We start from the raw sequence: 26040 nt of genomic DNA, 5'->3' as shown, positions 1-26040 counted from the left end.
AATCGCTCAGCGCGCCGCCCGTGCCGCGCATGTCGCGCAAGAAACGAGGGAGTCCACCGTCCATGTTCGCCATTTTTTCCAATTTCCGCAAGGCGCTGCGCCCGCTGGCCGGTCTGGCCGCCGCGGCCGCGCTTGCCGCCTGTGACCCCTCTGCGCTGACCAATATCGGCGGAGGCGGCGACGGTCCACGCATCAATACCGGCAAACCGATCCCCGTGGCGCTCCTGGTGCCGCAGTCCGACCAGGGCGCCGCGCCGATCGCCACCTCGCTGGAAAATGCCGCCCGGCTGGCGATGGCCGACCTGGGCGAGGGTGTGACCATCGACCTGCGCGTCTACGACACCGCCGGCCAGGCCCCCGCCGCCGCGGCCGCCGCGCAAAAGGCCGTCGACGAGGGCGCCAAGATCATCCTGGGCCCGCTGCGTGCCGACGCGGTGAACGCCGCCGGTCTCGCCGTCGCCGACGAAGGCGTGAACGTCCTGGGCTTTTCCAACAATCCCACCATCGCCGGCGGCAACGTCTTCATCCTGGGCGCGACCTTTGACAACACCGCCCGCCGGATGATGGCCCATGCCCGCCGCAACGGCAAATCCAACATGGTGGTGATCTACTCCGAGGACGTGGCCGGACAGCTGGGCAAGCTGGCAATCGAGAAGGCGGCCGTGGAATACGGCGTCAACATCGTCGGAACCCAGGGCTACCAGCTCTCGATCGAGGGCGTCTCGGCCGCCGCCAGCGCCGCGGGCCGCGTGGTGTCCTCGGGCGCCGCCGACAGCATCTTTATCACCACCGCCGCCAGCAACGAGGCCATGCCGATCCTGCTGGACCGCCTGCCCGGATCCGGGGTGGACCCCGCGAAGGTGCAATACATCGGCCTGACCCGCTGGGACGTGCGCCCCGATCTCTTTGGCTTGCCGGCCTCTGACGGGGCCTGGTTCGCGGTGCCGAACGTGGCCCGGCTGGAAAGCTTCTCTGGCCGCTACAACAGCACCTACGGCACCGCGCCGCATCCGCTGGCCGGCCTGGCCTACGACGGGATTTCCGCCATCGGCACACTGGCCGCGCAGGGCCGCAACGATGCGCTGTCGGCCACGGCGCTCACCTCGACTGGCTTTACCGGCACGGGCGGTGTATTCCGCCTGATGAGCAATGGTGCCAACCAGCGCGCGCTGGCCGTCGCCACGGTAAAAGACAAACAGATGGTGATCCTTGACCCTGCCCCCAGCAGCCTCCCAGGCGGCGGCCTCTGAGACCGAGACGCTTCCCGACAACCTGATCGCGCCCGCCGCCGAGATCTTTGATCTGCCGGCGGTGCGCGGCACGCTTTTCGCCGGGATGCCCAAGGGCGCGCCGGAAACGGACGTGCGCAAGCACACGGTCAAGACATTGCGCGCGGCCTTCGACGCGGGCCGCGTCAAGGTGGCAGAAGCCTTTGCCGCCGAACCCTTCGGCTCGCGCCGCACCACGCGGTCCTATACCTGGATCACCGACTGCATCGTGCATCTGGCCTTCGAGGTCGCAACCGAGGTGCTTCACCGCCTGCCCAACCCGACGGAATCCGAACGCCTGTCGGTGCTGTCGGTCGGCGGCTACGGACGCGGGGAAATGGCGCCCTTCTCGGACGTCGATCTGCTGTTCCTGACCCCCTACAAGATCACCCCCTGGGCCGAGAGCGTCATTGAATCGATGCTCTACATCCTCTGGGACCTACGGCTGAAGGTCGGCCACAGCTCGCGCACCGTGCGCGACTGCCTGCGGCTGGGGGCCGAGGATTTCACCATCCGGACCGCCATGCTGGAAAGCCGGTTCCTGACCGGCGACGCCGGCCTGGCCGAGGACCTGGACCGCACCCTGTGGAACGACCTGTTCAACGCCACCGCCCGCGAATTCGTCGAGGCGAAACTGGCCGAACGCGACGCCCGCCACGACAAGCAGGGCCAGCGCTACATGGTCGAACCCAACGTCAAGGAGGGCAAGGGCGGGCTGCGCGACCTGCAGTCGATGTTCTGGATGATCAAATACGTCCACCACACCGACGATGTCTCGCAACTGGTGACCACCGGCGTCTTCCGGCCCGAGGAATACGAAACCTTCGTCCAGGCAGAGCGTTTTCTCTGGGCGGTACGCTGTCACCTGCACCTGGCCGCCGGACGCGCCAACGAATTGCTGAGCTTCGACATGCAGGTCGAAGTGGCCAGCCGCTTGGGCTACAATGATCGCGGCGGACGCCGCGCCGTGGAATGGTTCATGCAGGACTATTTCCGCCATGCCACCTCGGTGGGTGACCTGACGCGCATCCTGCTGACCTCGCTCGAGGCCGATCACACCAAGGGCGCGCCGCTGATCCAGCGCCTGTTCCACCGTCCGCCCCAGGTCAAGGACGGGTACAAGGTCGTACACAACCGGCTGGCCATCACCGATGACGCGGCCTTTCTGTCCGACAAGCTGAACCTGCTCAGGGTCTTCGAGGAAGGGCTGCGCACCGGCCTGCTGATCCACCCGGACGCCATGCGGCTGGTCAAGGCCAACCTGCACCTGATCGACAATGCCTTCCGCGAGGATGACGAGGCCCGGACCCTGTTCCTGGACCTGCTGCTGAAACACGGCAATCCCGAACGCGCCCTGCGCCGGATGAACGAACTGGGGGTGCTGTCTGCCTTCATCCCCGAATTCGCACCCATCGTGGCGATGATGCAGTTCAACATGTACCACCACTACACGGTGGACGAACACATCATCCAGTGCATCTGGAACCTGTCCGAGATCGAGCACGGCAACCTGACCGAGGAACTGCCCGTCGCCTCGACCATCCTCAAGGAAGGCATCAATCGCCGCGTGCTTTACGTCGCGCTCTTGCTGCATGACATCGGCAAGGGACGGAACGAGGATCACTCGATCCTGGGCGCCCGCATCGCGCGCACCGTCGCGCCGCGCCTGGGCCTGTCGAAATCCGAAAGCGCTACCGTCGAATGGCTGGTCCGCTATCACCTGCTGATGTCGGACATGGCCCAGAAACGCGACATCGCCGACCCGCGCACCGTGCGCGGCTTTGCCAAGGCGGTGCAAACGCGCGAGCGGCTGGACCTGCTCTGCGTGCTGACGGTCTGCGACATCCGCGGCGTCGGCCCGGACACCTGGAACAACTGGAAGGCCGCGCTGATCCGCGCGCTGTATCGCCAGACACGCCGCGCGCTCGAAGGCGGGATGGAGGCGCTCAACCGCGAGAACCGCGGCACCGAGGCGCGCGAGAACCTGCGCGAGGCGCTGTCGGACTGGGACACGCTGGCGCTGGCTGCGGAAACCAGCCGCCACTACGACCCCTACTGGCAGGGTCTGCATGTCACCGCCCATGTGGTCTTTGCCCGGCTGCTGCGCGACCTCAAGGACAACGAGATCGCCATCGACATCCACCCCGACGAGGACCGCGACGCCACCCGCGCCTGTTTCGCGCTGCAGGATCACCCCGGCATCTTCTCTCGCCTGACCGGCGCACTGGCGCTCTCCGGGGCCAATGTCGTGGATGCGCGCACCTTCACCACCAAGGACGGCTACGCCACCGCCGCCTTCTGGATCCAGGATGCCGAGGGGTCGCCCTACGAGGACACCCGCATCCCGCGCCTGCGTGACACCATCCGCAAGACCCTGATGGGAGAGGTCGTCGCCCGCGAGGCGATGAAGCCCAAGGACAAGCTCAAGAAGCGCGAGAAGGCCTTCAAGGTTCCGACCCACATCACCTTCGACAACGACGGGTCCGAGATCTTCACCATCATCGAGGTCGACACCAGAGACCGCCCGGGCCTGCTGTTCGACCTGGCCCGCACGCTGGCGGGGCTGAACATCTATGTCGCCTCCGCCGTGATCGCGACCTATGGCGAACAGGTGGTCGACACCTTCTACGTCAAGGACATGTTCGGGCTGAAACTGCACTCGAAGGTCAAGCGCGACCAGATCGAGAAAAAGCTGCGCTCGGCCATCGAGGAAGGCGCCGAGCGCGCGCGCGGCTAACGGCCCGCGTTCCAGATCGCCCGCAGGCTTGCGCCCTGCGGGCTTTCGGGGGCGACGTCCACGAATGCCATCGCCTCGTCCCGAGTGCGAAAGACCCCGGTTTCCCAGGGGCTGAGGCCGTCGGTGATCGACTGGTACATCCGCGACATGCCATAGACCACGTCGCCCGGCGCATATACCGAGGTGCGCGAGGCATGATCGCGCTCCGCGTAATAGCCCTTCAGCCGGTAGGCCAGCCGCTGCATATCCGCGAAATAGGCGTCGTGCAGCGTACAGTCTGCCATGTCCACCAGAGCGTGCTGATGCCGGTCGTAAAGCGGATGCGCCGCATATTCGAGAAAGGACTCGATATGCTCTTCGGTCCCGACCTCTCCGCGGAAATGCACGAGTACCAGGTTGAACCCGGGCAGGACCTCGAAAGTGACTGGCACGCGAACACGACCTTTTGGGGTGACTTCAGGGGCAACCAGCGACATCACCCGTCACGAGATATTGGGCAGCACCGGATCATCACTCCGGTTGATTAATCCTGCCGGAACTCTACCCGATAAATCAACCCGCTTCCCCTTGGCTTTTTTCACCGATGACCGGACCCGATGTCTCGAAAGGGTCCGGGGTTGACTTGCGATGCCGCATCAATTGGGCTGTGGCCCCATTGACCAAGGTGAATTGAAAAGGAGGCTTTGCATGACAGGGGGTCCGCACGACAAAGCGGCACAGGGCTATCACAGCGGCCGCCCGACCGTCGGCGCCGCAATAGCCATCGCGCTGATGCGGACGCTGCTCTGATCCACGCCCCTTCCGCCCTTCGGCCCTTTCGGCTAAGCGAGGGACCAGAGCAGCAAGCGAGCACGCCCATGAAACCCATCCGCCTTGTCGCCGGTGTCATGACCGTCGGCTTCTGGACTCTGATGAGCCGGGTTCTGGGTGTCGTCCGCGAGGTCATGATCCTCGCCCTGATCGGCCCCGGCCCGGTGATGGATGCCTTTGTCGCGGCCTTTCGCCTGCCCAACCTCTTTCGCCGCTTCTTTGCCGAGGGTGCCTTCAACGCCGCCTTCGTGCCGCTGTTTTCCAAGAAATACGAAGGCGAGGAAGACCCGCTGATCTTCGCCCGCGACGCGCTCAACGGGCTGGCCACGGTGCTGCTGGCGCTGACCGCGCTGGCGATGATCTTCATGCCGGCGCTGGTCTGGGCCACCGCGGGCGGCTTTGCCGGGGATGCGCGCTTTGACCTGACCGTGGGCTTCGGGCGGGTGGTCTTTCCCTATATCCTGCTGATCTCGCTGGCGGCACTGTTCTCCGGCGCGCTGAATGCGACCGGCCATTTCGCCGCTGCCGCCGCCGCGCCCGTGCTGCTGAACATCCTTGTCTGCCTGGCGATGGGGATGGGGGCGGCGCTTGGCGGGGACGTGGTGCAATACCTGATCTGGGCGGTGCCCGTGGCGGGTGTGGCGCAGCTGGCGCTGGTCTGGGTGGCCGCCGACCGCGCGGGCGTGCGCATCCGTCCCGGGCGCCCGCGCCTGACACCGGACATGAAGCGGCTCGTGGTGATCGCGGTGCCTGCCGCGCTGGCAGGCGGGGTGATGCAGATCAACCTGCTGGTGGGCCAGCAGGTCGCCAGCCATTTCGACAAGGCGGTGGGCTGGCTCTATGCCGCCGACCGGCTGTACCAGTTGCCGCTGGGCGTGGTGGGCATCGCCGTGGGCATCGTGTTGCTGCCCGACCTGTCGCGCCGCCTGAAAGCGCAGGACGACAGCGGCGCGCGCAACGCCTTTTCCCGCGCGGGCGAACTGAGCCTTGCGCTGACCGTGCCCGCCGCCGTGGCGCTGGTGGCGATACCGCTGCCGATGGTTTCGGTCCTCTTCGAACGTGGCGCCACCACGGCCAATGACAGCGCCGCCATCGCCGTGGCGGTGGCGATCTACGGCCTCGGCCTGCCCGCCTTCGTGCTGCAGAAGGTGCTGCAACCGCTCTACTTCGCGCGCGAGGACACGCGCAGCCCGTTCCGTTTCGCGGTCTGGGCTATGGTGATCAACGCAGCCGTGGCCATCGGGCTGGCGCCGGTGATCGGCTGGCTTGCCCCCGCCATCGCCACCACGCTGGCGGGCTGGGTCATGGTCTGGCAACTGGCGCGTGGCGCCAAGGCGATGGGCGAGGTGGCGCATTTCGATGACCGTTTCCGCCAGAGGCTCTGGCGCATCGTGGCGGCCTCGCTGGTCATGGGCGCGGTGCTCTGGGGGCTGAACATCGTCCTGACCCCCTGGCTGGCCCTGCCCTACCTGCGGCTGGCCGTGCTTGCCGGGCTGATCGGCATGGGCATCCTCACCTACGGCGTCGCCGGGCAGGCCCTTGGCGCCTTCCGCCTGGCCGAGATCAAGGCGATGTTCAAACGGTCCCGCGCATGACAGTGCGCGCGCTGCTCTCTGCCGACGAGACGGCCGCCGCGCTCGAAACCCTTGCCGCCAGCACCCGGTCAGAGCTGCTGCTCTGCCTGCCGCGCCTTGCACCCGACAGGCCGCTGGTCCTGCCGGAGTTGCGCGAACGCGGGCTCGAGACCTGGGGCGACCTGCTGGCGCTCTTGTCCCGGCGCGGTCTGTCGCTGCGCATCCTTGTACCCGATCCCGATCCCCTGCTGGCCGTGCAGGCCCACCGCGCCGCCTGGCGCCGGGTCTCGGGCCTTGCCGATGTCCTGCAGGGCAGCGCGCAACTGGTTTGTGCCCCGCATGGACATGTGGCGCACGGCCTGCGCGGTGCCCTGTTGCGCCGCCGCCTTGGCCCCGCACTGACCGCACTCCGGGCCGAGGACCCTGCGCGCCTGACCCCGGTCCAGCGCGCCCTTGTCCAGGACGGGGCCAACCCCCGCCCCGCCGGTATCCATCAGGGGTTTGCCTTGGCCGATGGCGCCAATGCCGTGATCGGCGGGCCGGAGCTCGGGACAGATGCCGCCTCTGTCATAGGCCTGCAGATCGCGGACGATGATTTCTGCGGCGCCCTGCGGGGCCATTTCGCCGATTGCTGGGCCGATGCGCTCAAGACCGGCGCCAGCCTCGCCGCCCCGGCCAGCGCGCTGGACAGCCCCTCCCGCCCGCAAAGCCGCGATGACCTGCGCCTGCTGCGGACCCTGTCGCGCCCCGCGCGCGGGTTTGCCCCCCGCACGCTTGCCAACGACGCCGAACCGGCCCTGATCCGTCTGTTCAGCCATGCCCAGCGGCGCATCCTGATCCGCACCGGCGCTCTTTGCCACGACGGCCTGACACAGGCGCTGGAACAGGCCGCGCGGCCCCCGGAACTGCACTTGATCCTGCTGCTGCCCCCCGAGACGCAGGGCACATGGGACGATGTCCGCGCCGCCGCCCTTCAGGGCGCCGCGCTGACCCGCCTGCGACATGCCTATGGCGACCGCCTCGCGCTGGTTGCCGATCCGCAGGCCGAGGGCGTGCTGTGCCTGGTGGACGGCGCCACCGTCATCGGCTCACAGACGCTGACCCGCCGCGCCTGCCGCTGGAACAGCGAGGCGGCGGCCCTGGTCCGCGACGAGAGCCTGACAAGGTCCCTGCTGGCCCACCTGGGCGCCGGCCTGTCCGGGGACCCGGACCGCGCCGCCACCTGGGCCGCACGTGGCCCGGCCCTGCGCGTCTCCACAGGCACCCCCGGTCGCAGCCTGCTGCCCGACGACCTGTTCTGAACCACGCCTAGCGGCGCCGGATACGCTCCAGCACCCGCGCCACGCCGCCGGGTGCCAGCACGACGGTCAGAGCGAACCCGGTGGCAAAGCCCACCACGTCGGCAATCCAGTCGCTGCCGCCCCCGAACAACATGCCAAAGACCAGTTGCACCGCCAGCAGCATCCCGATCAGGGCAAAGGCCCGCACCTGCGGCGCGCCCTCTTTCCCCAGCCGCACCCAGAGCAGGAAGGTGAACCCGCCGATCAGCCCGTAGACACCGGGAAAGGCGCCCACCAGCCAGGGATCGTCGCTGAACAGGCCAAAGCCCACCGCCCCGACGATCCCGGACACAAAGAACACCGCGACGAAGACCAGAGAGCCGACGGATTCCGCCACGATCTTGCCCATCGCCAGCAGGATCACCATGCTGAACAGCCCGTGGCTGAAACTGGGATGCAGGAACAGGTAGGCCACCAGCCGCAACAGGTGCTCGGGCGGGTATTGTCCCGTCTCCAGCATCCAGTCGAAAGCCCGCCCCGAAAAAGCATAGGTCTCGATCGCCGAGGTCCGCCAGCCGACTGCACCGGGGCCGCCGACGATGCCCTGTCCGCCCAGCCAAAGGGTCAGTTCGATCCCCGCCAGCACAAGGAACAGCGCCGCCACCACCGGCGGCAGCGGGTTGACCGGGGCCTCGTTATGCGGGTGCGTCATGGGGACCTCTTTCTTGACGGTGTCCGGCGGCATGGGTAAGCCAGCCGCGCAGGAATTTCCACAGGGGAACATCAATGTCCGAGTCTCAGCCCAATGCCGCCTTCACGCCGCGCGTCTTTTCGGGCATCCAGCCTTCGGGCAACCTGCACCTGGGCAACTACCTGGGCGCACTGAAACGCTTTGCGGACAGCCAGACGGCGGGGATCCAGTCCATCTTCTGCATGGTCGACATGCATGCGATCACCGTCTGGCAGGACCCCGAGGCACTGCGCCGCCAGACACGCGAGCTGACCGCGGGCTTCATCGCCTCCGGCGTCGATCCGGAAAAGTCGATCCTCTTCAACCAGAGCCAGGTCGCGGCCCACGCCGAACTGGCCTGGATCTTCAACTGCGTCGCCCGCATGGGCTGGATGAAACGCATGACCCAGTGGAAGGACAAGGCCGGCAAGAACCAGGAGAACGCCTCCCTGGGCCTGTTCGCCTATCCCGCGCTGATGGCGGCGGACATCCTTGTCTACCACGCCACCCATGTGCCGGTGGGCGAGGACCAGAAACAGCACCTGGAACTGACCCGCGACATCGCCATCAAGTTCAACAATGATTTCGGCGTCGATTTCTTCCCGATCACCGAGCCGGTGATCGAAGGCACCGCCACCCGGGTCATGAGCCTGCGCGACGGCACCAAGAAGATGTCCAAGTCCGATCCTTCGGACATGAGCCGCATCAACCTGACCGACGATGCCGATGCCATCGCGCAGAAGATCCGCAAGGCCCGGACCGACCCCGAGCCGCTGCCTGAAAGCGTCGAGGGGCTGGCAGAGCGTCCCGAGGCGCGCAACCTGGTCAACATCTACGCGGCAATCGCCGATCTCTCGGTCGAGCAGGTGATCGCGGAACATGGCGGCCAGCAGTTCGGCACCTTCAAGCCCGCGCTGGCGGACCTGGCGGTGGCCAAGCTGGAACCGATCTCCTCCGAGATGAAGCGCCTGACCGCCGACCCCGCACAGATCGACACGATCCTGCGGAACGGCTCCGAACGCGCCCGCGAGATCGCCGCGCCGATCATGGAGAAGACCTACGAGATCGTGGGCATGGTCCGCTAAGGGCCGATTTCGAAACCGCCTGTCCCGGGCCTGACCCGGGACCTCGTGCCTCCTATATCGGGTGGCTGACGGCCAGACAGCAGGATCCCGCGACGCGAAGGTTAACGGGACCTTGCCGGTTTGTACAAAATGCCGATTTCGCCGTACGTTTTGTACAAAACGTACAAATCTCGCGGTGGCTCAGCCTGCTGCGTCGCCCTCCGGATCGGCGCTGCGGACCCAGTCCCGCGCCGCCTCCAGTTCCGCCATGCCGAAGGTCCGGATCTTCGTCGAAATCAGTGCGCCAGCGGCCTTCACCACCGGGCTGATCCAGCCCATGTCCGACACGACGGCGACATGGGTGATGTAGCGGATATTGCGGATATCGAATTTCAGCCCCGGGATCAGGATCGACGGATCGAAGGTCGGGAAATGTTCGACCACCTCGATCATCCGCACAGTCCCGTTACGGTCGATGAAGTCCTGCAGCCTGTCCACCAGCGGCGCATAATCCGCGTGGCTGATGTGGCCCGTGATGTGGAATTCGACCACCTTGGTGGCGTCATCCTCTTGGTATTCTATCGTCATGGCGCTCCCCTCCGGGGATCAGGATGCGCCCGGATGCCCCATCTCGCAAGGGCGCAGATCCGCCAAGCGGATCATGGCCAATTCTTGCCAAAAGGCGAAGCCAACATCGCAAGAAATTGATTTCTCATGCACTTCTGCCTTGCCCGCGTCAGGGCAGCCTATTGCGTCCCCCGCCCGGCCGCGATCCGGGCCGCCAGCCGCAGGGCGTGGCTCGGGTCTGTCGCGGCCACCGGCAGAACCGGGTCATAGGCCGCGCGGATCACCTGCGCCAGATCCGGCCGCAGGATCACCCGCCCGCCCTCGACCTGCGCCAGCGGAGAGCGGTCGGCAAAGGCCCTGTCGGACCACAGGAGGATGGTCTGCACCACCTGGCTCAGCGCCAGCGTCTCTGCCGGAACCTTGGTCAGTTCGCCGTCCATCCGCAGGAAGACGAAACAGGCCTTGATCCCGCCATCGGCATCGAACCGGAACACCCGGTACTGGTTCGCCTCTGCGCCCTGCAGGCGGTCGACCAGCGGACCCAGCCCCTCGATCAGGCGGTCGAGATCCGGCACCTCCAGCAATTCCGCCCAGTCGCGGAAGAAGAAGACCATGACATTGGCCCCAAGCTCGGGGTCGGTTTCCGCCATCTTGTGCCCGGCCAGCGTGCAGACCGCCTCGAAGGCGCCCTTGACCACCTGCAGGGTCGCCTCTTCGACACCAAAGACGATCGGCGCCAGCGGGCGCCCCCAGCGTGCGCAAAGATAGCTGCCGTCCGACCGCGTAAAGAGCGTGGCGATCTCTTCGGGGGTCATGTCCTGGGTCATGCCGGCTGTCCTTTTCACGTCGTGGAATAGCGCTTTGCCGCGACCTGCCCGAAAACGACCCGAAAGGCAAACTGCCCCTGCAAGGTCGGGTTTACCCGACCGGCCCGCGGCTTGGCCGTCCGGCGTCCGCTCCCCATGTCATATTGGAACGCAGAGGAGAGACCCCATGCACAGCCGACGCACCATGCTCAGCCTGGTGAGCGCCTTCGTCTTTGCCGCCGCCACCCCCGCACTTGCCATTTGCAACAGCAATGACGCGGGTCGCATAGCCCTGGCGGCAGGCGACCGGACCGAGGTCGTCGCCCTTGCCGATGCCAGCCCCTCTTTCACGCAAAGCGGCCAGCCCACGATCAACCTGTCGCTCTGCGCCGACAGCGCGCCAGTCCTTGCCAGCATGACCAAGGAGGCCGTCGGCCAGCAGATCGCACTGACACTGGACGGTGAGCCTGTCTGGAACGCGGTGGTGGCGCAACCGATCCTAGGCGGGGCCTTGCAGGTCACCGGCGGCTTTACCGCAGACGAGGTCCGGGAGCTGGCCACCCGCCTGCGCGAGGCTGCGGGGCTGACGGACTGACGTCAGCCCTCGAAAAGGTCGCTTTGTCCCGGTGGCACCGGGGCAGCGAGTCCAAGGTGTTTCCAGGCCTTCTGCGCCAGCATCCGCCCGCGCGGCGTGCGGCTGATGAGACCCTGTTGCAGGAGGTAGGGTTCCACGACCTCCTCCAACGCGTCACGGCTTTCCGACAGTGCCGCCGAGAGTGTCTCGATCCCCACGGGACCGCCGCCGTAATTCTCGGCCATCAGCATCAGGTAACGTCTGTCGGCCCCGTCCAGCCCCAGGCTGTCGACCCCCAGCCGGGTCAGCGCATTGTCGGCCAGGGCGCGACTGACCACGCCACCGCCTTCGACCACGGCGAAATCCACCACGCGACGGAGCAGCCGTCCGGCGATCCGGGGCGTGCCGCGTGACCGGCGCGCGATCTCCAGCGCGCCGTCGCCCTCCATCCGCACGCCCAGCTTGGACGCATTGCCCGCGACGATGGTTTCAAGCTCGGGGATGGTGTAGAAATTCAGCCGCGTCGGGATGCCGAAACGGTCGCGCAGGGGCGTGGTAAGCAGGCCCAGCCGCGTGGTTGCACCGACAAGCGTGAAGGGTTGCAACTCGATCCTCACCGTGCGCGCCGCCGGTCCCTCGCCGATCACGAGGTCCAGCTCGTAGTCTTCCATCGCCGGGTACAGAACTTCCTCGACGGCGGCATTCATCCTGTGAATCTCGTCGATGAACAGTACGTCGTTGCGTTCGAGGTTGGTCAGGATCGCCGCAAGATCGCCTGCTTTGGCCAGAACCGGACCCGAAGTCATGCGAAAGCCGACCCCAAGTTCCCGCGCCATGATCTGCGCCAGCGTCGTCTTGCCCAGGCCCGGGGGGCCGTGGAACAGCGTGTGGTCCATTGCCTCGCCGCGCGAGCGCGCGCTCTGGATGAAGACACGCAGGTTCGCCCGCGCCTCGGCCTGGCCTATGAAATCCTCCAGCATCTGAGGACGCAACGCGCGGTCGCGGTCCTCCGGCAGGGGATCGGGGCGCAGGGTGGGGTCAGGATCGCTCATGTCCATCCCTTACCCCTTCGGCGCCAATAGCTTCAACGCCGCGCGGATCAGGGCGGCAGTGTCGGCCTCCGGCTCGGCGCCCGCGGCCTCGGCCACGGCACCGGCGGCCTCGGAGGGGCCGTAGCCCAGGTTGCCGAGCGCAGAAAGCGCCTCGGCCTGCGCGCTGGACCGGCGCGGCGGCGCCTTGCGGGGGGCATCGGGAGCAGGCGACGTCTCGATCACCTCGGCGGAGGCAGCCTGCGGGTCGTCCCCGAGGGGGTCGCTGACGCCCATTGCCATGATGGCGGGTGCCTTGTCCTTCAGCTCGTTCACGACGCGCTGCGCGGTCTTGGGGCCGATCCCCTTGGCCGCCTTGATCGCCGTCCAGTCGCCCAGCGCCAGCGCGCGGCTGACCCCGTCTGGACCAAGCGTGCCCAGGATCGCCAACGCCGCCTTGGCGCCCACGCCCTGCACCGACAGCAGCAGGCGGAACCATTCCTTTTCCACCAGCGTCGGAAAGCCGAACAGTTGTAGCAGGTCCTCACGCACCAGCAGATCGGTATACAGCGCCGCGGCTTCGCCGGCGCCGGGCAGACCCACGCGCACCCGGTCGCTGCAATAGACGACGTAGCCGACGCCCTGCACGTCGATCAGCACATGATCCTCGCCGTGGTAGACGATCCGCCCCGCGATACGCCCGATCATGCCCGCACCTTCATGCGCCGGGCGCCCATGTGATGCGCGTGGCAGATCGCCACCGCCAGCGCGTCCGCCGCGTCCGGCCCGGCGGGCTTCGCGCCGGGCAGTTGCAGGCTGACCATGTGCTCGACCTGGTGTTTCTCGGCATGGCCGACGCCAACGACCGTCTTCTTGACCGAGTTCGGCGCGTATTCCCCGATCGGCAATCCGAACTGCGCCGGGACCAGCAGGGCGATCGCCCGCGCCTGGCCCAGCTTCAGCGTGCCCGCCCCGTCGCGGTTGACGAAGGTATGTTCCACGGCCGCCTCGTCGGGCATCATCCGGTTGAACACATCTGTGAGCAATTCGTGCAATGCGAGCAGTCGTTCGGCCAGCTCCTTGCCGCCGGGCTTGCACAACCCGTTTGCGACGTGCCTGAGTCGGCTGCCCTCGACCTCGATCACACCCCATCCAAGGGTCCGAAGCCCCGGATCAATGCCCAATATCCGCATGGATGCCCGCCCGTGTTGTTTTTCAGACACGGCTAGCACGAAAGGCGAACAAAAGCCAAGGTTAATGCGGCGAGGGCCGTTTGCGACACCGATTGTCCCAGCCCCGACACATGACATTTGTTTCCGGCACGGTACCGCCGGAAAACGACGCTGGGTAGAGCGGATTTTTGCTTGTTTATCAGAAGGGTTAACCGCGATTTCCGTCATGCAGAAATCGCATGTGACCCATGCAGAAAATGCGCCTTGTTGCAGCAGATTGCCCAAACTATGTGCGGTTTCAGAACGAATACACCCCCCATCCAAAAGGAGACCAGCGATGGCCGCATTCGACACTTCCCGCCCCTTCGCCGCGTCGGGCTCCGCCGCCCAGATCGGTAACATCTTCACCTCCGCATTCGGCGCAACCCGCCCCTACCATGCATCGGAAACCGCAGCCCGAATCGGCAGCATCTTCGCCGCTGTCTTCGGTGCGGTCGCCGCATGGAACGACGCACGCATGACCCGCAACAGCCTGTCGGCCCTGACCGACCGCGAGCTGGAAGACATCGGCCTGCACCGCGGCGACATCGACAGCGTTGCACGTCGTTACTGAGGACAGTTCGCGCAGCCGGTCGACCAGGATGCTCGACCGGCTGCGCATCGCCACTCACGGCAAAGGCAAAACCCGCGCTTCATCGGAAGCGCGGGTTTTTTCTTGTCTCGTGATGTGAGGGGAGCCTCACCCCATGACCGGCGTCAGGAAGTCGGCCAGCATGCGGGTTGCCGGATCGACCTGCAGGATCCACGCCCCGGCCTTTTCGTAGAAAACGCCCTGTGACAGGCGTTCGACGTGTCCGGTGTAAATCCCGTCTCCCAGCCATGCCAGGGCGACCATCTTGAACAGCATCACCGCCACCGCAAGACGCAAGACCAGGTGCAGGCCGAAACCGCTCATCCTGCTCTGGGGGACCTGTTCGATCACGCCGTTGCGGTTCATCCGGGTCACATACCCTTGTGACATCCGGATGTGCTTGCGCCGCAGCGCTTGTTCACGCTTGTGAAAACTTCTCTGAGCGTCGTCCATGACAGCCTCATTTCAACCGGCCCCCACCGGATGAGGCAATTTTTAGCCAAACTTTATGGCAAGATTGGGGCAATTGGATTTAATTTTGCCTCGATTGCCCCGGTTAACCCTTTATTTACTGGTTTCTCCGGAGCGTCAGCGTCACCCACTCGCCGATCACATCGCGGCGTAATTGCGGCATCCTGTGGGCAGTGTAGACCTCGACCACCTCATCGGCCTGCCAAGTCAGAATACCCGAAAGGATAGCATAACCCCCTGGGGCAAGATGTTTTTCCATGTCGGGCGCCAGGTCGATCAGCGGTTGCTTCAGGATGTTTGCAAAGACCAGGTCATAGGGTGCGCGAGCGTGCAGTTCGGGGTTGTCAAAGCCGGCGGCCTCGACACAGATGACCTTGTCGCCAAGGTCATTGGCGCGCACGTTGGCCTCGGCCACCTCGACGGCGACCTCGTCGATGTCCGAAGCGATCACGGGATCGGGCCAGATTCGCGCCGCCCCCATCGCCAAAACGGCCGTGCCACAGCCGATGTCGGCCACGTTGCGGCCCTGAAAGCCCTCCGAGGCCAGCCGGTCCAACGCCTCGAGGCAGCCCTGAGTGGTGCCGTGGTGGCCCGTGCCAAAGGCCATCGCCGCCTCGATCAGCAGCGGTTCCGAGCCTTCGGGGATCTTGTCGGCATCATGGCTGCCGTAGACGAAAAAGCGCCCGGCCTCGACCGGTGTCAGTTCGCGCCGGACCTTGTCGACCCAGTCGGTGTCCGGCACCTCGGAGACGACAAAGCTCTTGGCGTCATAGGCGGCGGCCAGCAGTGCCAGTTCGATCTCGTTCGGCGCCTCGGTGAAGTATCCCCCGATCTCCCAGGTGCCAGAACCGTCCTCGATCTCGAAGACGCCGATACCCGTGGGCTCGGGATCGAGTTCCTCGAGTGCAAGGCCCAGGGCCTCGGCTTTGTCCTTGTCGGCAAGCTTGGTGAAGGCGGTCCAGGTCTTGGGCATGTGGGTGATCCATTGATGGAAAAAAGCGCATTCGCTGTGGCACGAAAGCCCGACCGCCGCAAGTCGCACTGCGTTTGACGTGATTCCGTCACGCAGCCGTGCTAGAGGCATTTGACCCTAGGCCAAGACATCATGCCCGCCGCATTCCTCGTCCTGTTCTACCTTGCCCTGACCTGCGCACCGCTGGCGCTTGCCGCGCTCCAGGGACACCCCCCGCGCCCCTTGCGTGACGAACTGGCCTCCGGCGTGGCCCTGGCCGGGCTGGCGATCCTGCTGGTGGAATTTGCCCTATCCGGGCGGTTTCGCGTGATCTCGGGGCGGATCGGCATGGATGTAACGATGCGGCTACACCAATTGCTGGCCCGCGCCGCCTCAATGCTGATCCTGCTGCACCCGTTTCTCTATTCCGGCCCACAAAGCCTGCGCCCCGGCCTGACGGCCCCCGGATCGACGGCCCTGAATTTCGACTGGTCCGGCCTCTGGCCCGGGATCGTCGCCTGGCTGTTGCTGGGCGCCGTTATGGTCATGGCACTGGGCCGAGACGGGCTGTATCGGCACGAGATCTGGCGCGCGTTGCACGGGATCATGGCGCTGGTCATGGCGGGACTGGGTGTTCTGCACGCCACCCGCGCCGGACGGTATAGCGGCGATCCGGCGCTTTGGGGGTTCTGGTGGGCCCTGTTTGCCATTGCCGTTCTCTCACTGGCCTGGGTCTACGCGGTCAAACCCCTGATGAAGGCGCGGCGCCCCTGGCGCGTCGGCAGCGTGACCCGTCTGGCAGACAGGACCTGGGAGCTTTGCCTCGACCCCGAGGGCCACAAGGGCCTGCACTACCTGCCCGGACATTTCGCCTGGATCAGCATCGGCAAGCCCGCCGTCTCACTGAACGAGAACCCGTTTTCCATCGCCTCTGCCCCGGCCGAAGGCGGCAGGCTGCGCTTCGTCATCAAGGAGCTGGGTGATTTCACCAACCGGCTTGGCCGCGTGACCCCCGGCACCCGCGCCTGGGTCGATGCCCCCTTTGGCTCACTGACCTTGAAACGGCATCGCAAGGCCGGCGGCGTTGCGCTGATTGCCGGCGGCGTGGGCATCGCCCCGCTGCTGTCTCATCTGCGCCAGCTGGATGCCGACGATGACCCGCGCCCGCGCGTTCTGTTCTATGCCAACCGGGCCGAAGAGCAGATCGCCTGCCGCGAGGAACTGCACCGGCGTGCCCAAACCGGACCGCTTCGCGTGGTCCATGTCCTGTCCGACCCGCCCGAAGGCTGGCAGGGAGAGACCGGCTTCGTCACGTCCGAGGTGCTGAACCGGCACCTCGACGCGGAGGCCCTGAAAAGCTGGGTGTTTGTCCTTTGTGGCCCGCCCCCCATGCTGCACGCCGTCGAGGACGCGCTCTTGGGTCTTGGCGTGTCTGCCCGCAACATCCTGCTGGAGCAGTTCAGTTATGACTAGCCGTGGACGCATCGCACGCGCCTTCTGGGTCCTGACCCTCGTGATCGTGCTGGCCGTCCTGGCCTTTGCCCTGCGCGGTTTGCTTTAGCGCCGGCGCCAGCGGTTCGGGTCGCGCAGGGCGCGCCGTTCGCGCAGGTTGACCCTGGGCAAGGCCCCCTCACCGATCCCGCGGACATAGCGCCAGCCCAGGACACCCGCCACAACGCCCATGACGGCCCCCACAAGCGCCTGCGCATAGATCACGCCCTGGGCCGCGTAGACCCCCGACAGCCAGAGCGCCACGGGCCACATCAGAACCGCCTCGCGCAGCCAGCTTTGCACTGAGGCCCAGAGCGGTCGGCCCAGCGTGTTGAACGCCGCGTTCGAGACGAACAAAAGCCCGCCCAGCGTGAAGGACAGCGCCCCGAACTGCGTGAAGGCCCGCAAGACCTCTGCGCCCTCTCCATCCAGCCCAAAACCCCGCGCAATGGGACCGGTCAATGCCATCAGGATCAGCCAGACACCCGCCGCGTATACAACGCAAAACAGAACCGCATCGCGGTAGGTCTGGCGAAGGCGGTCGAACTGACGCGCGCCGAAATTCTGGCCAAAGATGCCCCCGATCGCCCCGGCCAGCGAGAACAGCCCGCCGAAGGCCACAACCGTCAGCCGGTTGATCACTGCCCAGGCCGCCACGGCGGTATCGCCATGCACCGCGATGAACCCGGTCAGCAGGAAGTTTCCGAAAGGCGTGGCCATTTGCGTGATGATCGCCGGCAGCGCCACGCGCAACAGGCCCGGGCCGTGGCGCAACAGCAAGGCGGGCCGTGGCATGGCCAGCAGTCCATGCCGGTGGGCAGCGAACCAGATCGCCAGCCCCGCCATGATGCCGCGAAAGATCCAGACGCTCAGCGCCGCGCCGTCCAGTCCCCAACCCCACACATAGATCAGCAGCGGGTCCAGCCCCAGCATGATCAGCCCGCCGCCCATCGTCACCATCATCGCCTGCCGCGCCAGCCCGTCGGCGCGCAAGACCGCGCTACCGCAGAGACCCACGGCCATCACCGCCAGCGAAGGCATCGACAGCGCGACATAGCGCGCGGCCAGGTCCAATGCCTCGCCTTCGGCCCCCGCGCTGGCCAGCAGGTCATGCCGGAACAGCACCACCAGCCCTGCCGTCGCCGCCTGTACCAGGAAACACAGCAGCATGCCCGCCGCCCCCTGCTCCCGCGCAATCGCCCGTTCGCCGCGCCCGATGCTGCGCGAGACAAGCGCCGTGGTGGCGATCATCAGGCCGACGCCGATGGAAACGGTGAAGAACTGGACGGCAAAGGCATAACCGATAGCCGCCATCAGGATCGGCTCACCCAGTTGCGACAGCCAGAACAGGTTGGCCGCATCGACGACAAAGACAAAGGTGATGCCCGCCGCGCCGCTGAGCGTCATCCGGACGACATGCCCCAGGGTCGGCCCGGTGAGGAAACGCCCCCCGGCGCCGCTCGCCTCGTCGGCCACGCCTATTCCGCCGGGGCCGCAACGACCCCGGAAAAGACGGTTTCATTGCCCGGTTCCGGGTGACGCGGGATCATCAGTGCCAGCGCAAGGCTGGTCAGCGCCATGCCCGCCGCCAGGCCAAAGACGGACCCCGGCGAGGAATCCCAGAGATAGCCCAGTGCCGCCGGCAGAAAGACCGCCGCGATATGGTTGATGGTAAAGGCCACCGCGGCGGTGGGTGCCATGTCACCCGGGTCGGCGATCTTCTGGAAATAGGTCTTCAGCGCGAAGGCGAAACCGAAAAAGATATGGTCCAGCACATACAGCGTCGCCGCCAGCACCACGCCCCAGCCGAACCAGAACAGCCCGCCGTAGGCCAGGAACACAAACGTCAGCCCGATGTATTCGAAGGTAAGCGCATTGCGTTCGCCGAACCGCGCGACCACCTGGCCAAAGATGGGTGTCGCCACCATGCTCAGAACCAGGGTGACGAGGTAGAGCGAGGTGATCTCGTGCACGTCATAGCCGAACCTTTCGACCATCATGAAGGCGGCGAAGACAACGAAGATCTGGCGCCGCGCACCCGACATGAACTGCAGCGCGTAGTACAGCCAGTAGCGGCGGCGCAGGACGAATTTCTTGACCTGCGGATTGGGGCTTTCGAACTGCGGAAAGGCAAGGGCACACCAGGCTGTGATGCCCAGCGTCAGCACCCCGGCAACGGCATAGACAAGGCCGTAGGGCAGATCGTAGGTCCGCCAGGTCACGACGATACAGGCGTAGGCGACAAAGGTCGCGGCCGATCCCACGGCCACCAGCCAGCCCAGGATCTGCGGCGCACGGTCCTTGGGCAGCCACTGGAGCTGCAAGCTCTGGTTCACCGTTTCGTAGTAGTGGAACCCGATCGAGCTGAGCAGCGTCACGAAAAGCAATCCGCCGAGGCTGGGAAACATTGCGGTGATCGCCGTTGCCACCCCTAGCAGCGCCAGCGACACCAGCGCCAGCACCTGTTCGCGCACCAGCAGCAGGACCAGGATCACACCGATTGCCAGAAACCCGGGGATCTCGCGCACGGAATGCAGCCAACCGATGTGCTTGCCCTCGAAACTGGCCACCTCGATGACGAAATTGTTGAGCAAAGCCGACCATGTGGCAAAGCTGAGCGGCATGGCAATCGCCATGAGCGCCAAGAGGGCAATCGGACGCCGCCAGACCGGAAGGTGGCGCGCTTCTGAAAGGGGAACCGGGGTCATGGTTTTGCTTTAAGCCGCCACACTGGGCTTGGCGAGTCCCGGTTTGGTGCGTTGGCGCACATTGCGACCGCCGCCCCGGGCACCGGCCCGGACGGCGGCCAGCCCGTGAGGTTCAGACCGCCTGCGCCGCCGAGAACCGGTATTCCACCTCTGCGAAACGGTCCTTTGCAAAGACGTAGAGGAACCGCAGCCCCGCAGCCCCGGCAACGGTGTCATGCTCGGCGTCCTCGGGGATATAAAGCGCGGTGCCCGGCGTCAATTCATGTTGCACCCCGTCGATGGTCACGATGCCCGATCCTTCGAGACCGAAATAGATCTCGGCGGGGCTGTGACGATGCGGCAGCAGGGTGCCGGCGGGACCGAATTCCGCCACGCCCATCACCATGCCCGAGGTCGAGGTCTTGTCGGCGGAAAACAGGGTCCGCCAGCGCACGGTGCCAAAGGCCGGATCCTCTCCGCCTTCCAGCGGGGCGTGGTCCGCGTTGGCGACAACCGGCAGCCTCGCCACGGCCATCATCATCTCGTTGGCGAAATCCATGTCGAAGTCCATGACGCCTCTCCTCTTGCGCACGGGTGTGCCATCAACCATGCCCGAATCGCACCCGGGGCCGCTGTCCCCGCTGCGACCGCGTTCTGTCGCGACGGGGAGGCCAGTTTGCGACAGGGCTGTCGCCTGTGGACAACCCGCACGGCCGCCACCATCGCCGCGCGACATTCCACTTTCATGATCTGTATCAAGGCAACTCCGGCCCGTTCCGGTGCATCACACGGCGCATCACGCGCGCGGAGGCACTGGCATGGATATCGTCCCCCTGATCGACCGGATCGGAGAGAACCCGACGGCGGCGCTCTTTGGACTGATCACCGGTGTGATCTTCGGCGTCGCGGCCCAGCGGTCCCGGTTCTGCCTGCGGGCGGCCACGGTCGAGTTTGCCCGTGGCATGATGAAAGACAAGGTCGCCGTCTGGCTGCTGACCTTTTCCACCGCCGTGGTCTGGGTACAGGGGGCGCAGATCCTCGGCCTGCTGGAAACGTCAGAGGCGCGCATGATGGCGGTTCCGGGCAGCTGGTCCGGCGCGATCATCGGCGGGCTGCTGTTCGGCGCGGGCATGGTCTTGGCGCGAGGCTGTTCCGGGCGCCTGCTGGTGCTGGCGGCGACGGGCAACCTGCGTTCGGTCGTGTCCGGGCTGATCTTTGCCGTGGTGGCGCAGATGTCGCTGACCGGCTGGCTGGCCCCCCTGCGCGACCGGCTGGCCGCGATGTGGATCACCTCCGGCGGCCGCAACATGGACCTGCTGGCCGCGCTGCACCTGCCGCGCGAGGCCGGGCTTGTGATCGGGCTTGCCATCGCGCTCCTGGCGCTGGAGCTCAGCCGCCGCAACCGGATCGGCTTTTCGCGACTGGTGTTTGCCTCCGGCGTCGGGTTCGCTGCCGCCGTGGGCTATGGGCTGACCCATGCGCTGAGCCAGGTGGCCTTCGAGCCGGTCCAGATCGAAAGCCTGACCTTCACCGGCCCTTCGGCCAACACGCTGATGTTCTTCCTCGACCGCAATTCGGTGCTGGAATTCGACATCGGGCTGGTGCCCGGGGTGGTTCTGGGATCCTTCCTGGCCGCCCTGGTCAGCAAAGAGCTGAAGTTCCAGGGATTCGAAGGCCCGACACCGATGCGCAACGCGATGATCGGCGCCGTGCTGATGGGGTTTGGCGGGATGCTGGCCGGCGGCTGCGCCATCGGCGCCGGCGTGTCCGGCGGGTCGATCTTTGCCGGCACCGCCTGGCTGGCGCTGTTCTGCATGTGGGTCGGCGGGATGAGCATGGACGTCATCCTTGGCGGACGCGGCCAACCCGCGCATGTCTGAGACAGGCGCAGTCGCCCCTTACATCCCCCGAACCGTGTCGATCATCAACTGCACGTTCTCGGGGTCCGCGTCCGGCGTGATCCCGTGGCCCAAGTTGAAGATATGCGGCCCTTTTCGGAAAGCCTCGACCACGCGCCGCGTTTCATCCACCAGCGCCTGACCGCCCGTCACCATGTGCGACGAGGCCAGGTTGCCCTGAACACAGCCCGAAACCTGCACGTTTTCCGCCGCCCATTCCGGCGTCACGCTGTCGTCAACGGCCACGCAATCCGCGCCTGTCGCGGCGTGGAACCCGACATATTTCTCTCCCGCCTGGCGCGGGAAGGCGATGACTGGCAGCCCCGGGAAACGGCTTTTCAGTTCCTGCGTGATGGTCCGCGCGGGCGCGGTGCAATAGCGGTCGAAATCCTCGCCCTGCAGCGACCCCGCCCAGCTGTCGAAGATCTTGACCACCTCGGCCCCGGCTTTCACCTGCTCGGACAGGTAGTCGATGGTCGCCTCGGTCAGCCGGTCGATGATCTTTTCGAACAGTGCCCGGTTCTCGGCCTTCAATGCATGCGCAGGGCCCTGGTCCTTGGTGCCCTTGCCCGCGATCATGTAGGTCGCCACCGTCCAGGGCGCACCCGCGAACCCGATCAGCGTGGTCTCGGAGGGCAGCGCCGACGACAGGTTCCGCACCGTTTGGTAAACCGGGTTCAGCGTGTCGTGGATCATCTCTCCCCGGCCCAGCTTGTCGAACTCCGCATCGCTGGTGATGGTCGACAGGCGCGGTCCCTCGCCGGTGACGAACCACAGGTCCATACCCAGCGCCTGCGGCAGCAGCAGGATGTCGGCAAAGAGGATCGCCGCATCGAACCCGTACCGCCGGATCGGCTGCAAGGTCACCTCGGTCGCCAGGTCGGGGTTGTAGCAGAGCGACAGGAAATCCCCCGCCTCGGCCCGCGTCGCCTTGTACTCCGGCAGGTAGCGACCCGCCTGCCGCATCATCCAGATCGGCGGCGTCGGCAGGGTCTCGCCCGCAAGGGCACGCAAGATCGTCTTGGTCATCGCTTTCGCTCCTCCAGGTCCGGGGGCCTTGGTCCGATGCGGGCCCGCCGGTGTCAAGCCGCCTTGACGGAGCGGGCGCGCGTGACGCATGCCGGCGCCCGCAAATCCCGTTTCCTTTCCTCACGCAGCGCGCTAACCCTTTGCCATGACCGATCTGCCCACGCCCCACTCCCCGCTGAAACTCGGCACCCGCGGCTCTCCCCTGGCGCTGGCCCAGGCGCATGAGACCCAGCAACGGCTTGCCGCCGCCTTCGATCTGCCGCTGGACGCCTTTGAAATCGTGGTCATCAAGACCACCGGCGACGACCGCAGCCTGATCGATGCCGACCGCCCGCTGAAAGAGATCGGCAACAAGGGCCTGTTCACCAAGGAAATCGAAGAGGCGATGCTGGCGGGCATGATCGACCTGGCCGTGCATTCGATGAAGGACATGCCCACCGAACAGCCCGAGGGGCTGGTGCTGGACTGCTACCTGCCGCGCGAGGACGTGCGCGACGCCTTCATCTGCCCCGAGTTCTCCTCGATCCACGACCTGCCCGAAGGCGCCGTGGTCGGCACCTCTTCGCTGCGGCGCCGGGCGCAATTGCTGCACCGCCGCCCCGACCTGACCGTGGTCGAGTTCCGCGGCAACCTGCAGACCCGGCTGAAGAAGCTGCACGACGGCGTGGCGCGCGCCACCTTCCTGGCCTGTGCCGGGCTGAACCGCCTCGGCATGACCGAAGTGCCGCAAACCGCCATCGCCCCCGAGGACATGCTGCCCGCCGTTGCCCAGGGCGCCATCGGCATCGAACGCCGCAGCGACGACACCCGCGCGCGTGACATGCTGGCGGCCATCCATGATGCGACGACCGCCCTGCGGCTGAACGCCGAACGCGCCTTCCTCGCCGCGCTCGACGGCTCCTGCGAGACGCCCATCGCGGCGCTGGCGGAACTGGACGGCGACAGCCTGCGCCTGCGCGGCGAAATCCTGAAGACCGACGGCTCCGAGGCCCACGCGGGCGAGATCACCGGCCCGGTGGCGCAGGGCGCCGAGCTGGGCCGCAGCTTGGCGGCTGACCTGCTGTCGCGCGCAGGCGACGGGTTCTTCGACCACAAACTCTGACACCCTCTCGTGACCGTGATGGGAAAATCACGGCAACTGTGCTACCTTTTGACGCAATAGCGCGTTCGGCCGGCCTTCCCGTCGCCGCGCGGCGGGCCCTCCGGTTGGCGCGATCATCGCCAAGAGGAGAGGACTCATGCCTCAGACCATCGGAAATCCCGGAACCTGGCTGGCCAGTGCCTTCGGCCTCGCCGGACGCCACGCGGCGGACTCGGCCCAGGCCCTCGGCAGCGAGGATACCACCCCGCCCCGCACCCGCCAGTTGACCAACCAGGACCTGCGAGAGGCCCTGTCTGCCGGGTGGCACGATTTCCAGCAATGCCGGACCGACGTGATGTTCCTGGTGCTGCTCTACCCGGTCATCGGCATCGTCCTGGCGCTAGCCGCACTCAACATGGACCTCGTCCCGCTAATCTTTCCGCTGATTGCCGGCTTTGCGCTGCTGGGGCCGGTTTCGGCGGTGGGGGTCTATGAAATCAGCCGCCGCCGTGAACAGGGCGAGGAAATCGGCTGGCTCGGCGCGCTCAAGGTGGTGGAAAGCCCGCGCTTCGCCTCGATCCTTGTCATGGGGATCTACCTGGCGGTGATCTTCTGCCTGTGGCTGGTGGTGGCCGGGCACCTCTACGGCGCCACGCTTGGGCCAGAGGCCCCGGCCTCCATCGGCACCTTCCTCGGCGGCCTCGCAACCGGCCCCGGACTGGTGATGATCGTCCTGGGCTGTGCCATCGGCGGGGTCTTTGCGCTGGCCGTCCTGGCCACCAGCGTGGTCTCCTTCCCGCTCCTGCTGGACCGCGCAGTGGGCCTGCCCGTGGCAGTGCTGACCTCGATCCGGGTCACCCGGGAAAACCCGCGCGTGATCCTGACCTGGGGGGCCATCGTGACCCTGGGCCTGGTGGTGGGCAGCATTCCCGCCCTGATCGGACTGGTGATCGTCCTGCCTGTCTTGGGCCACGCCACCTGGCACCTATACCGCCGCGCGGTCGCCTGATCCCAAAAGGGGCGCACAGCAGTGCCGCGCCCCTGCTTCTTTGGGCCGAAAATACCTCAGGGGGTGAATTGGCCAGCGGCCAAGAGGGGGCAGCGCCCCCTTACCCGCTCACCTTCAACACGATTTTGCCGATGTGGCCCGAGCTTTCCATTCGCGCGTGCGCCTCGGCGGCCTGGTCCATCGGAAACTCGCTGTCCATCACAGGCGCCACCTTGCCCGCATCCAGCAAGGGCCAGACCTTCTCCCGCAGGCTCTCGGCGATACGCGCCTTGGCCAGGTCGCTTTGCGGGCGCAGGGTACTGCCGGTGATGGTCAGGCGCCGCACCATGACAAGGGCAAAGTTCAACTCGACCTTGGGGCCCTGCAGAAAGGCGATCTGCACCAGGCGTCCATCCTCGGCCAGCGATTTGACGTTGCGCGGCAGGTAGTCGCCCCCCACCATGTCGAGGATCAGGTTGGCGCCGCCTTCCTCCTTCATCACCGATACGAAATCCTCGTCCCGGTAGTTGATCGCCCGGTCCGCGCCCAGGTCCAGGCAGGCCTTGCACTTGGCCTCGGACCCAGCGGTGGCAAAGACCCGCGCCCCGAAATGATGGGCAAGCTGGATCGCCGTCGTCCCGATTCCGCTGGAACCACCGTGGACGAGGAACCGCTCGCCAGCCTGCAATCCGCCACGTTGAAAGACGTTCGACCAGACGGTGAAGAAGGTTTCCGGAAGGCAAGCCGCCTCTTTCATGCCCATACCCTTCGGCACCGGCAAGCAATGCGCGGCGGGCGTGGCGACATATTCCGCGTAACCGCCGCCGGGCAGCAACGCACAGACCTTGTCGCCAAGCGAGAGGGAATCAACACCTGCGCCCAGTGCCACCACCTCGCCCGAGGCCTCAAGTCCCGGCAGGTCCGAGGCGCCGGGAGGCGGCGCGTAGCTGCCGGCGCGTTGCAGCGCGTCGGGGCGGTTGACCCCGGCATAGGCGACCTTGAGCACCACCTGTCCTGCCGCCGGCTGCGGCATAGGTCGGCTTGTCGGTTTCAGTACCTCCGGCCCGCCCGGCTCGGTGATCTCGATCGCGCGCATGGTTTCTGTCATGGTTCAGCCTCCCTGTTTGCGGATTTGGTAGCAAGCAGGGCCGGGGTGGCAAAGCGGTTTCCCGTGCCACCCCCTGCGCCGATTGCGCGCGGCA

At 66.3% G+C, this 26040-nt stretch carries 25 protein-coding genes; 11 read left to right on the top strand and 14 right to left on the bottom strand.

Going from position 1 to position 26040, the window contains the following annotated elements:
* Positions 1 to 62: 62 nt before the first annotated feature.
* Together BLQ71_RS20680 and BLQ71_RS20675 are read left to right on the top strand one after the other, a co-directional pair.
* Positions 63 to 1250, top strand: a complete 1188-nt coding sequence (locus BLQ71_RS20680) for a penicillin-binding protein activator (protein WP_043141100.1) — start codon at positions 63 to 65, stop codon at positions 1248 to 1250.
* Positions 1210 to 4005, top strand: a complete 2796-nt coding sequence (locus BLQ71_RS20675) for a [protein-PII] uridylyltransferase (RefSeq protein WP_074623088.1) — start codon at positions 1210 to 1212, stop codon at positions 4003 to 4005. Before BLQ71_RS20680 ends, BLQ71_RS20675 begins: the two co-directional genes overlap by 41 nt.
* Here BLQ71_RS20675 and BLQ71_RS20670 read toward each other — a convergent pair.
* Positions 4002 to 4436, bottom strand: coding sequence for a hypothetical protein (locus tag BLQ71_RS20670; RefSeq protein ID WP_043141098.1), 435 nt, complete (start codon positions 4434 to 4436; stop codon positions 4002 to 4004). The two genes, BLQ71_RS20675 and BLQ71_RS20670, sit on opposite strands and share 4 nt — an antisense overlap.
* 426 nt (positions 4437 to 4862) lie before the next feature.
* Between BLQ71_RS20670 and murJ the strand changes: the two genes are divergently transcribed.
* On the top strand, positions 4863 to 6410 hold the full coding sequence (murJ, locus tag BLQ71_RS20665) for a murein biosynthesis integral membrane protein MurJ (RefSeq protein ID WP_074623087.1): 1548 nt from the start codon (positions 4863 to 4865) through the stop codon (positions 6408 to 6410).
* Complete coding sequence (locus BLQ71_RS20660; protein WP_074623086.1) at positions 6407 to 7690, top strand: phospholipase D-like domain-containing protein; 1284 nt, start codon at positions 6407 to 6409, stop codon at positions 7688 to 7690. Before murJ ends, BLQ71_RS20660 begins: the two co-directional genes overlap by 4 nt.
* A gap of 7 nt (positions 7691 to 7697) precedes the next feature.
* Here BLQ71_RS20660 and BLQ71_RS20655 read toward each other — a convergent pair whose 3' ends face one another.
* Complete coding sequence (locus BLQ71_RS20655; RefSeq protein ID WP_074623085.1) at positions 7698 to 8381, bottom strand: rhomboid family intramembrane serine protease; 684 nt, start codon at positions 8379 to 8381, stop codon at positions 7698 to 7700.
* A gap of 74 nt (positions 8382 to 8455) precedes the next feature.
* On the opposite strand from BLQ71_RS20655, the gene trpS reads away from it, so the two are divergent.
* Entirely contained in the window at positions 8456 to 9484 is a 1029-nt protein-coding gene (gene trpS / locus BLQ71_RS20650) for a tryptophan--tRNA ligase (protein ID WP_069208243.1), read from the top strand.
* Positions 9485 to 9664: 180 nt separating this feature from the next.
* Here the strand turns inward: trpS and BLQ71_RS20645 are convergent, their stop codons facing one another.
* Together BLQ71_RS20645 and BLQ71_RS20640 are read right to left on the bottom strand one after the other, a co-directional pair.
* Complete coding sequence (locus BLQ71_RS20645; RefSeq protein ID WP_074623084.1) at positions 9665 to 10051, bottom strand: SpoIIAA family protein; 387 nt, start codon at positions 10049 to 10051, stop codon at positions 9665 to 9667.
* Positions 10052 to 10209: 158 nt separating this feature from the next.
* Positions 10210 to 10845: a hypothetical protein gene (locus BLQ71_RS20640; protein ID WP_074623122.1), complete on the bottom strand. Its 636-nt coding sequence runs from the start codon at positions 10843 to 10845 to the stop codon at positions 10210 to 10212.
* 178 nt (positions 10846 to 11023) lie between these two features.
* Between BLQ71_RS20640 and BLQ71_RS20635 the strand changes: the two genes are divergently transcribed.
* Entirely contained in the window at positions 11024 to 11431 is a 408-nt protein-coding gene (locus tag BLQ71_RS20635; protein ID WP_074623083.1) for a SecDF P1 head subdomain-containing protein, read from the top strand.
* A 2-nt stretch (positions 11432 to 11433) separates the two neighbouring features.
* Here BLQ71_RS20635 and ruvB read toward each other — a convergent pair whose 3' ends face one another.
* The 3 genes from ruvB to ruvC are packed head-to-tail and all read right to left on the bottom strand — an operon-like array spanning position 11434 to position 13631.
* Positions 11434 to 12462 carry a Holliday junction branch migration DNA helicase RuvB gene (gene ruvB, locus BLQ71_RS20630; protein WP_043141294.1) on the bottom strand — a complete coding sequence of 343 codons (1029 nt, stop codon included), beginning with the start codon at positions 12460 to 12462 and terminating at the stop codon, positions 11434 to 11436.
* A gap of 9 nt (positions 12463 to 12471) precedes the next feature.
* Positions 12472 to 13146, bottom strand: a complete 675-nt coding sequence (gene ruvA, locus BLQ71_RS20625) for a Holliday junction branch migration protein RuvA (protein WP_069208245.1) — start codon at positions 13144 to 13146, stop codon at positions 12472 to 12474.
* Positions 13143 to 13631, bottom strand: a complete 489-nt coding sequence (gene ruvC, locus BLQ71_RS20620) for a crossover junction endodeoxyribonuclease RuvC (RefSeq protein ID WP_043141073.1) — start codon at positions 13629 to 13631, stop codon at positions 13143 to 13145. The genes ruvA and ruvC overlap by 4 nt, the downstream gene beginning before the upstream one ends.
* Positions 13632 to 13947: 316 nt before the next feature.
* Between ruvC and BLQ71_RS20615 the strand changes: the two genes are divergently transcribed.
* Entirely contained in the window at positions 13948 to 14223 is a 276-nt protein-coding gene (locus BLQ71_RS20615; protein ID WP_043141071.1) for a DUF1127 domain-containing protein, read from the top strand.
* 126 nt (positions 14224 to 14349) lie between these two features.
* Here the strand turns inward: BLQ71_RS20615 and BLQ71_RS20610 are convergent, their stop codons facing one another.
* The gene (locus tag BLQ71_RS20610; RefSeq protein ID WP_074623082.1) at positions 14350 to 14694 is read right to left on the bottom strand and encodes a hypothetical protein; all 345 of its coding nucleotides are present in this window, start codon (positions 14692 to 14694) and stop codon (positions 14350 to 14352) included.
* A 115-nt stretch (positions 14695 to 14809) separates the two neighbouring features.
* Positions 14810 to 15685, bottom strand: a complete 876-nt coding sequence (locus BLQ71_RS20605; protein WP_074623081.1) for a 50S ribosomal protein L11 methyltransferase — start codon at positions 15683 to 15685, stop codon at positions 14810 to 14812.
* Between the two features lie 132 nt (positions 15686 to 15817).
* Between BLQ71_RS20605 and BLQ71_RS20600 the strand changes: the two genes are divergently transcribed.
* The gene (locus tag BLQ71_RS20600; protein WP_074623080.1) at positions 15818 to 17137 is read left to right on the top strand and encodes a ferredoxin reductase family protein; all 1320 of its coding nucleotides are present in this window, start codon (positions 15818 to 15820) and stop codon (positions 17135 to 17137) included.
* A gap of 84 nt (positions 17138 to 17221) precedes the next feature.
* Here the strand turns inward: BLQ71_RS20600 and BLQ71_RS20595 are convergent, their stop codons facing one another.
* The 3 genes from BLQ71_RS20595 to BLQ71_RS20585 form a co-directional block, all read right to left on the bottom strand.
* Positions 17222 to 18631: an MATE family efflux transporter gene (locus BLQ71_RS20595; protein WP_229754941.1), complete on the bottom strand. Its 1410-nt coding sequence runs from the start codon at positions 18629 to 18631 to the stop codon at positions 17222 to 17224.
* Between the two features lie 2 nt (positions 18632 to 18633).
* On the bottom strand, positions 18634 to 19863 hold the full coding sequence (locus BLQ71_RS20590) for an MFS transporter (RefSeq protein ID WP_074623079.1): 1230 nt from the start codon (positions 19861 to 19863) through the stop codon (positions 18634 to 18636).
* 112 nt (positions 19864 to 19975) lie between these two features.
* On the bottom strand, positions 19976 to 20413 hold the full coding sequence (locus BLQ71_RS20585; RefSeq protein WP_088702475.1) for a cupin domain-containing protein: 438 nt from the start codon (positions 20411 to 20413) through the stop codon (positions 19976 to 19978).
* A 247-nt stretch (positions 20414 to 20660) separates the two neighbouring features.
* Here BLQ71_RS20585 and BLQ71_RS20580 point away from each other — a divergent pair, with 247 nt between their 5' ends.
* Positions 20661 to 21722, top strand: coding sequence for a YeeE/YedE family protein (locus BLQ71_RS20580; protein ID WP_069208250.1), 1062 nt, complete (start codon positions 20661 to 20663; stop codon positions 21720 to 21722).
* A gap of 18 nt (positions 21723 to 21740) precedes the next feature.
* Here the strand turns inward: BLQ71_RS20580 and hemE are convergent, their stop codons facing one another.
* The gene (gene hemE, locus BLQ71_RS20575; RefSeq protein WP_074623078.1) at positions 21741 to 22769 is read right to left on the bottom strand and encodes a uroporphyrinogen decarboxylase; all 1029 of its coding nucleotides are present in this window, start codon (positions 22767 to 22769) and stop codon (positions 21741 to 21743) included.
* A 145-nt stretch (positions 22770 to 22914) separates the two neighbouring features.
* On the opposite strand from hemE, the gene hemC reads away from it, so the two are divergent.
* Both hemC and BLQ71_RS20565 read left to right on the top strand, forming a co-directional pair.
* Entirely contained in the window at positions 22915 to 23871 is a 957-nt protein-coding gene (hemC, locus tag BLQ71_RS20570; RefSeq protein WP_074623077.1) for a hydroxymethylbilane synthase, read from the top strand.
* 136 nt (positions 23872 to 24007) lie between these two features.
* Positions 24008 to 24859, top strand: a complete 852-nt coding sequence (locus BLQ71_RS20565) for a DUF2189 domain-containing protein (protein WP_074623076.1) — start codon at positions 24008 to 24010, stop codon at positions 24857 to 24859.
* Between the two features lie 100 nt (positions 24860 to 24959).
* On the opposite strand, the gene BLQ71_RS20560 is transcribed toward BLQ71_RS20565, so the two are convergent.
* Positions 24960 to 25946, bottom strand: coding sequence for an NAD(P)H-quinone oxidoreductase (locus tag BLQ71_RS20560; protein ID WP_074623075.1), 987 nt, complete (start codon positions 25944 to 25946; stop codon positions 24960 to 24962).
* Between the last annotated feature and the right edge of the window lie 94 nt (positions 25947 to 26040).

The organism is Antarctobacter albus (assembly GCF_900101505.1).
Lineage (GTDB): Bacteria > Pseudomonadota > Alphaproteobacteria > Rhodobacterales > Rhodobacteraceae > Antarctobacter > Antarctobacter albus.
Note: the sequence above shows the minus strand (reverse complement) of the source record. Positions and strands in the feature narration are given on the sequence as shown.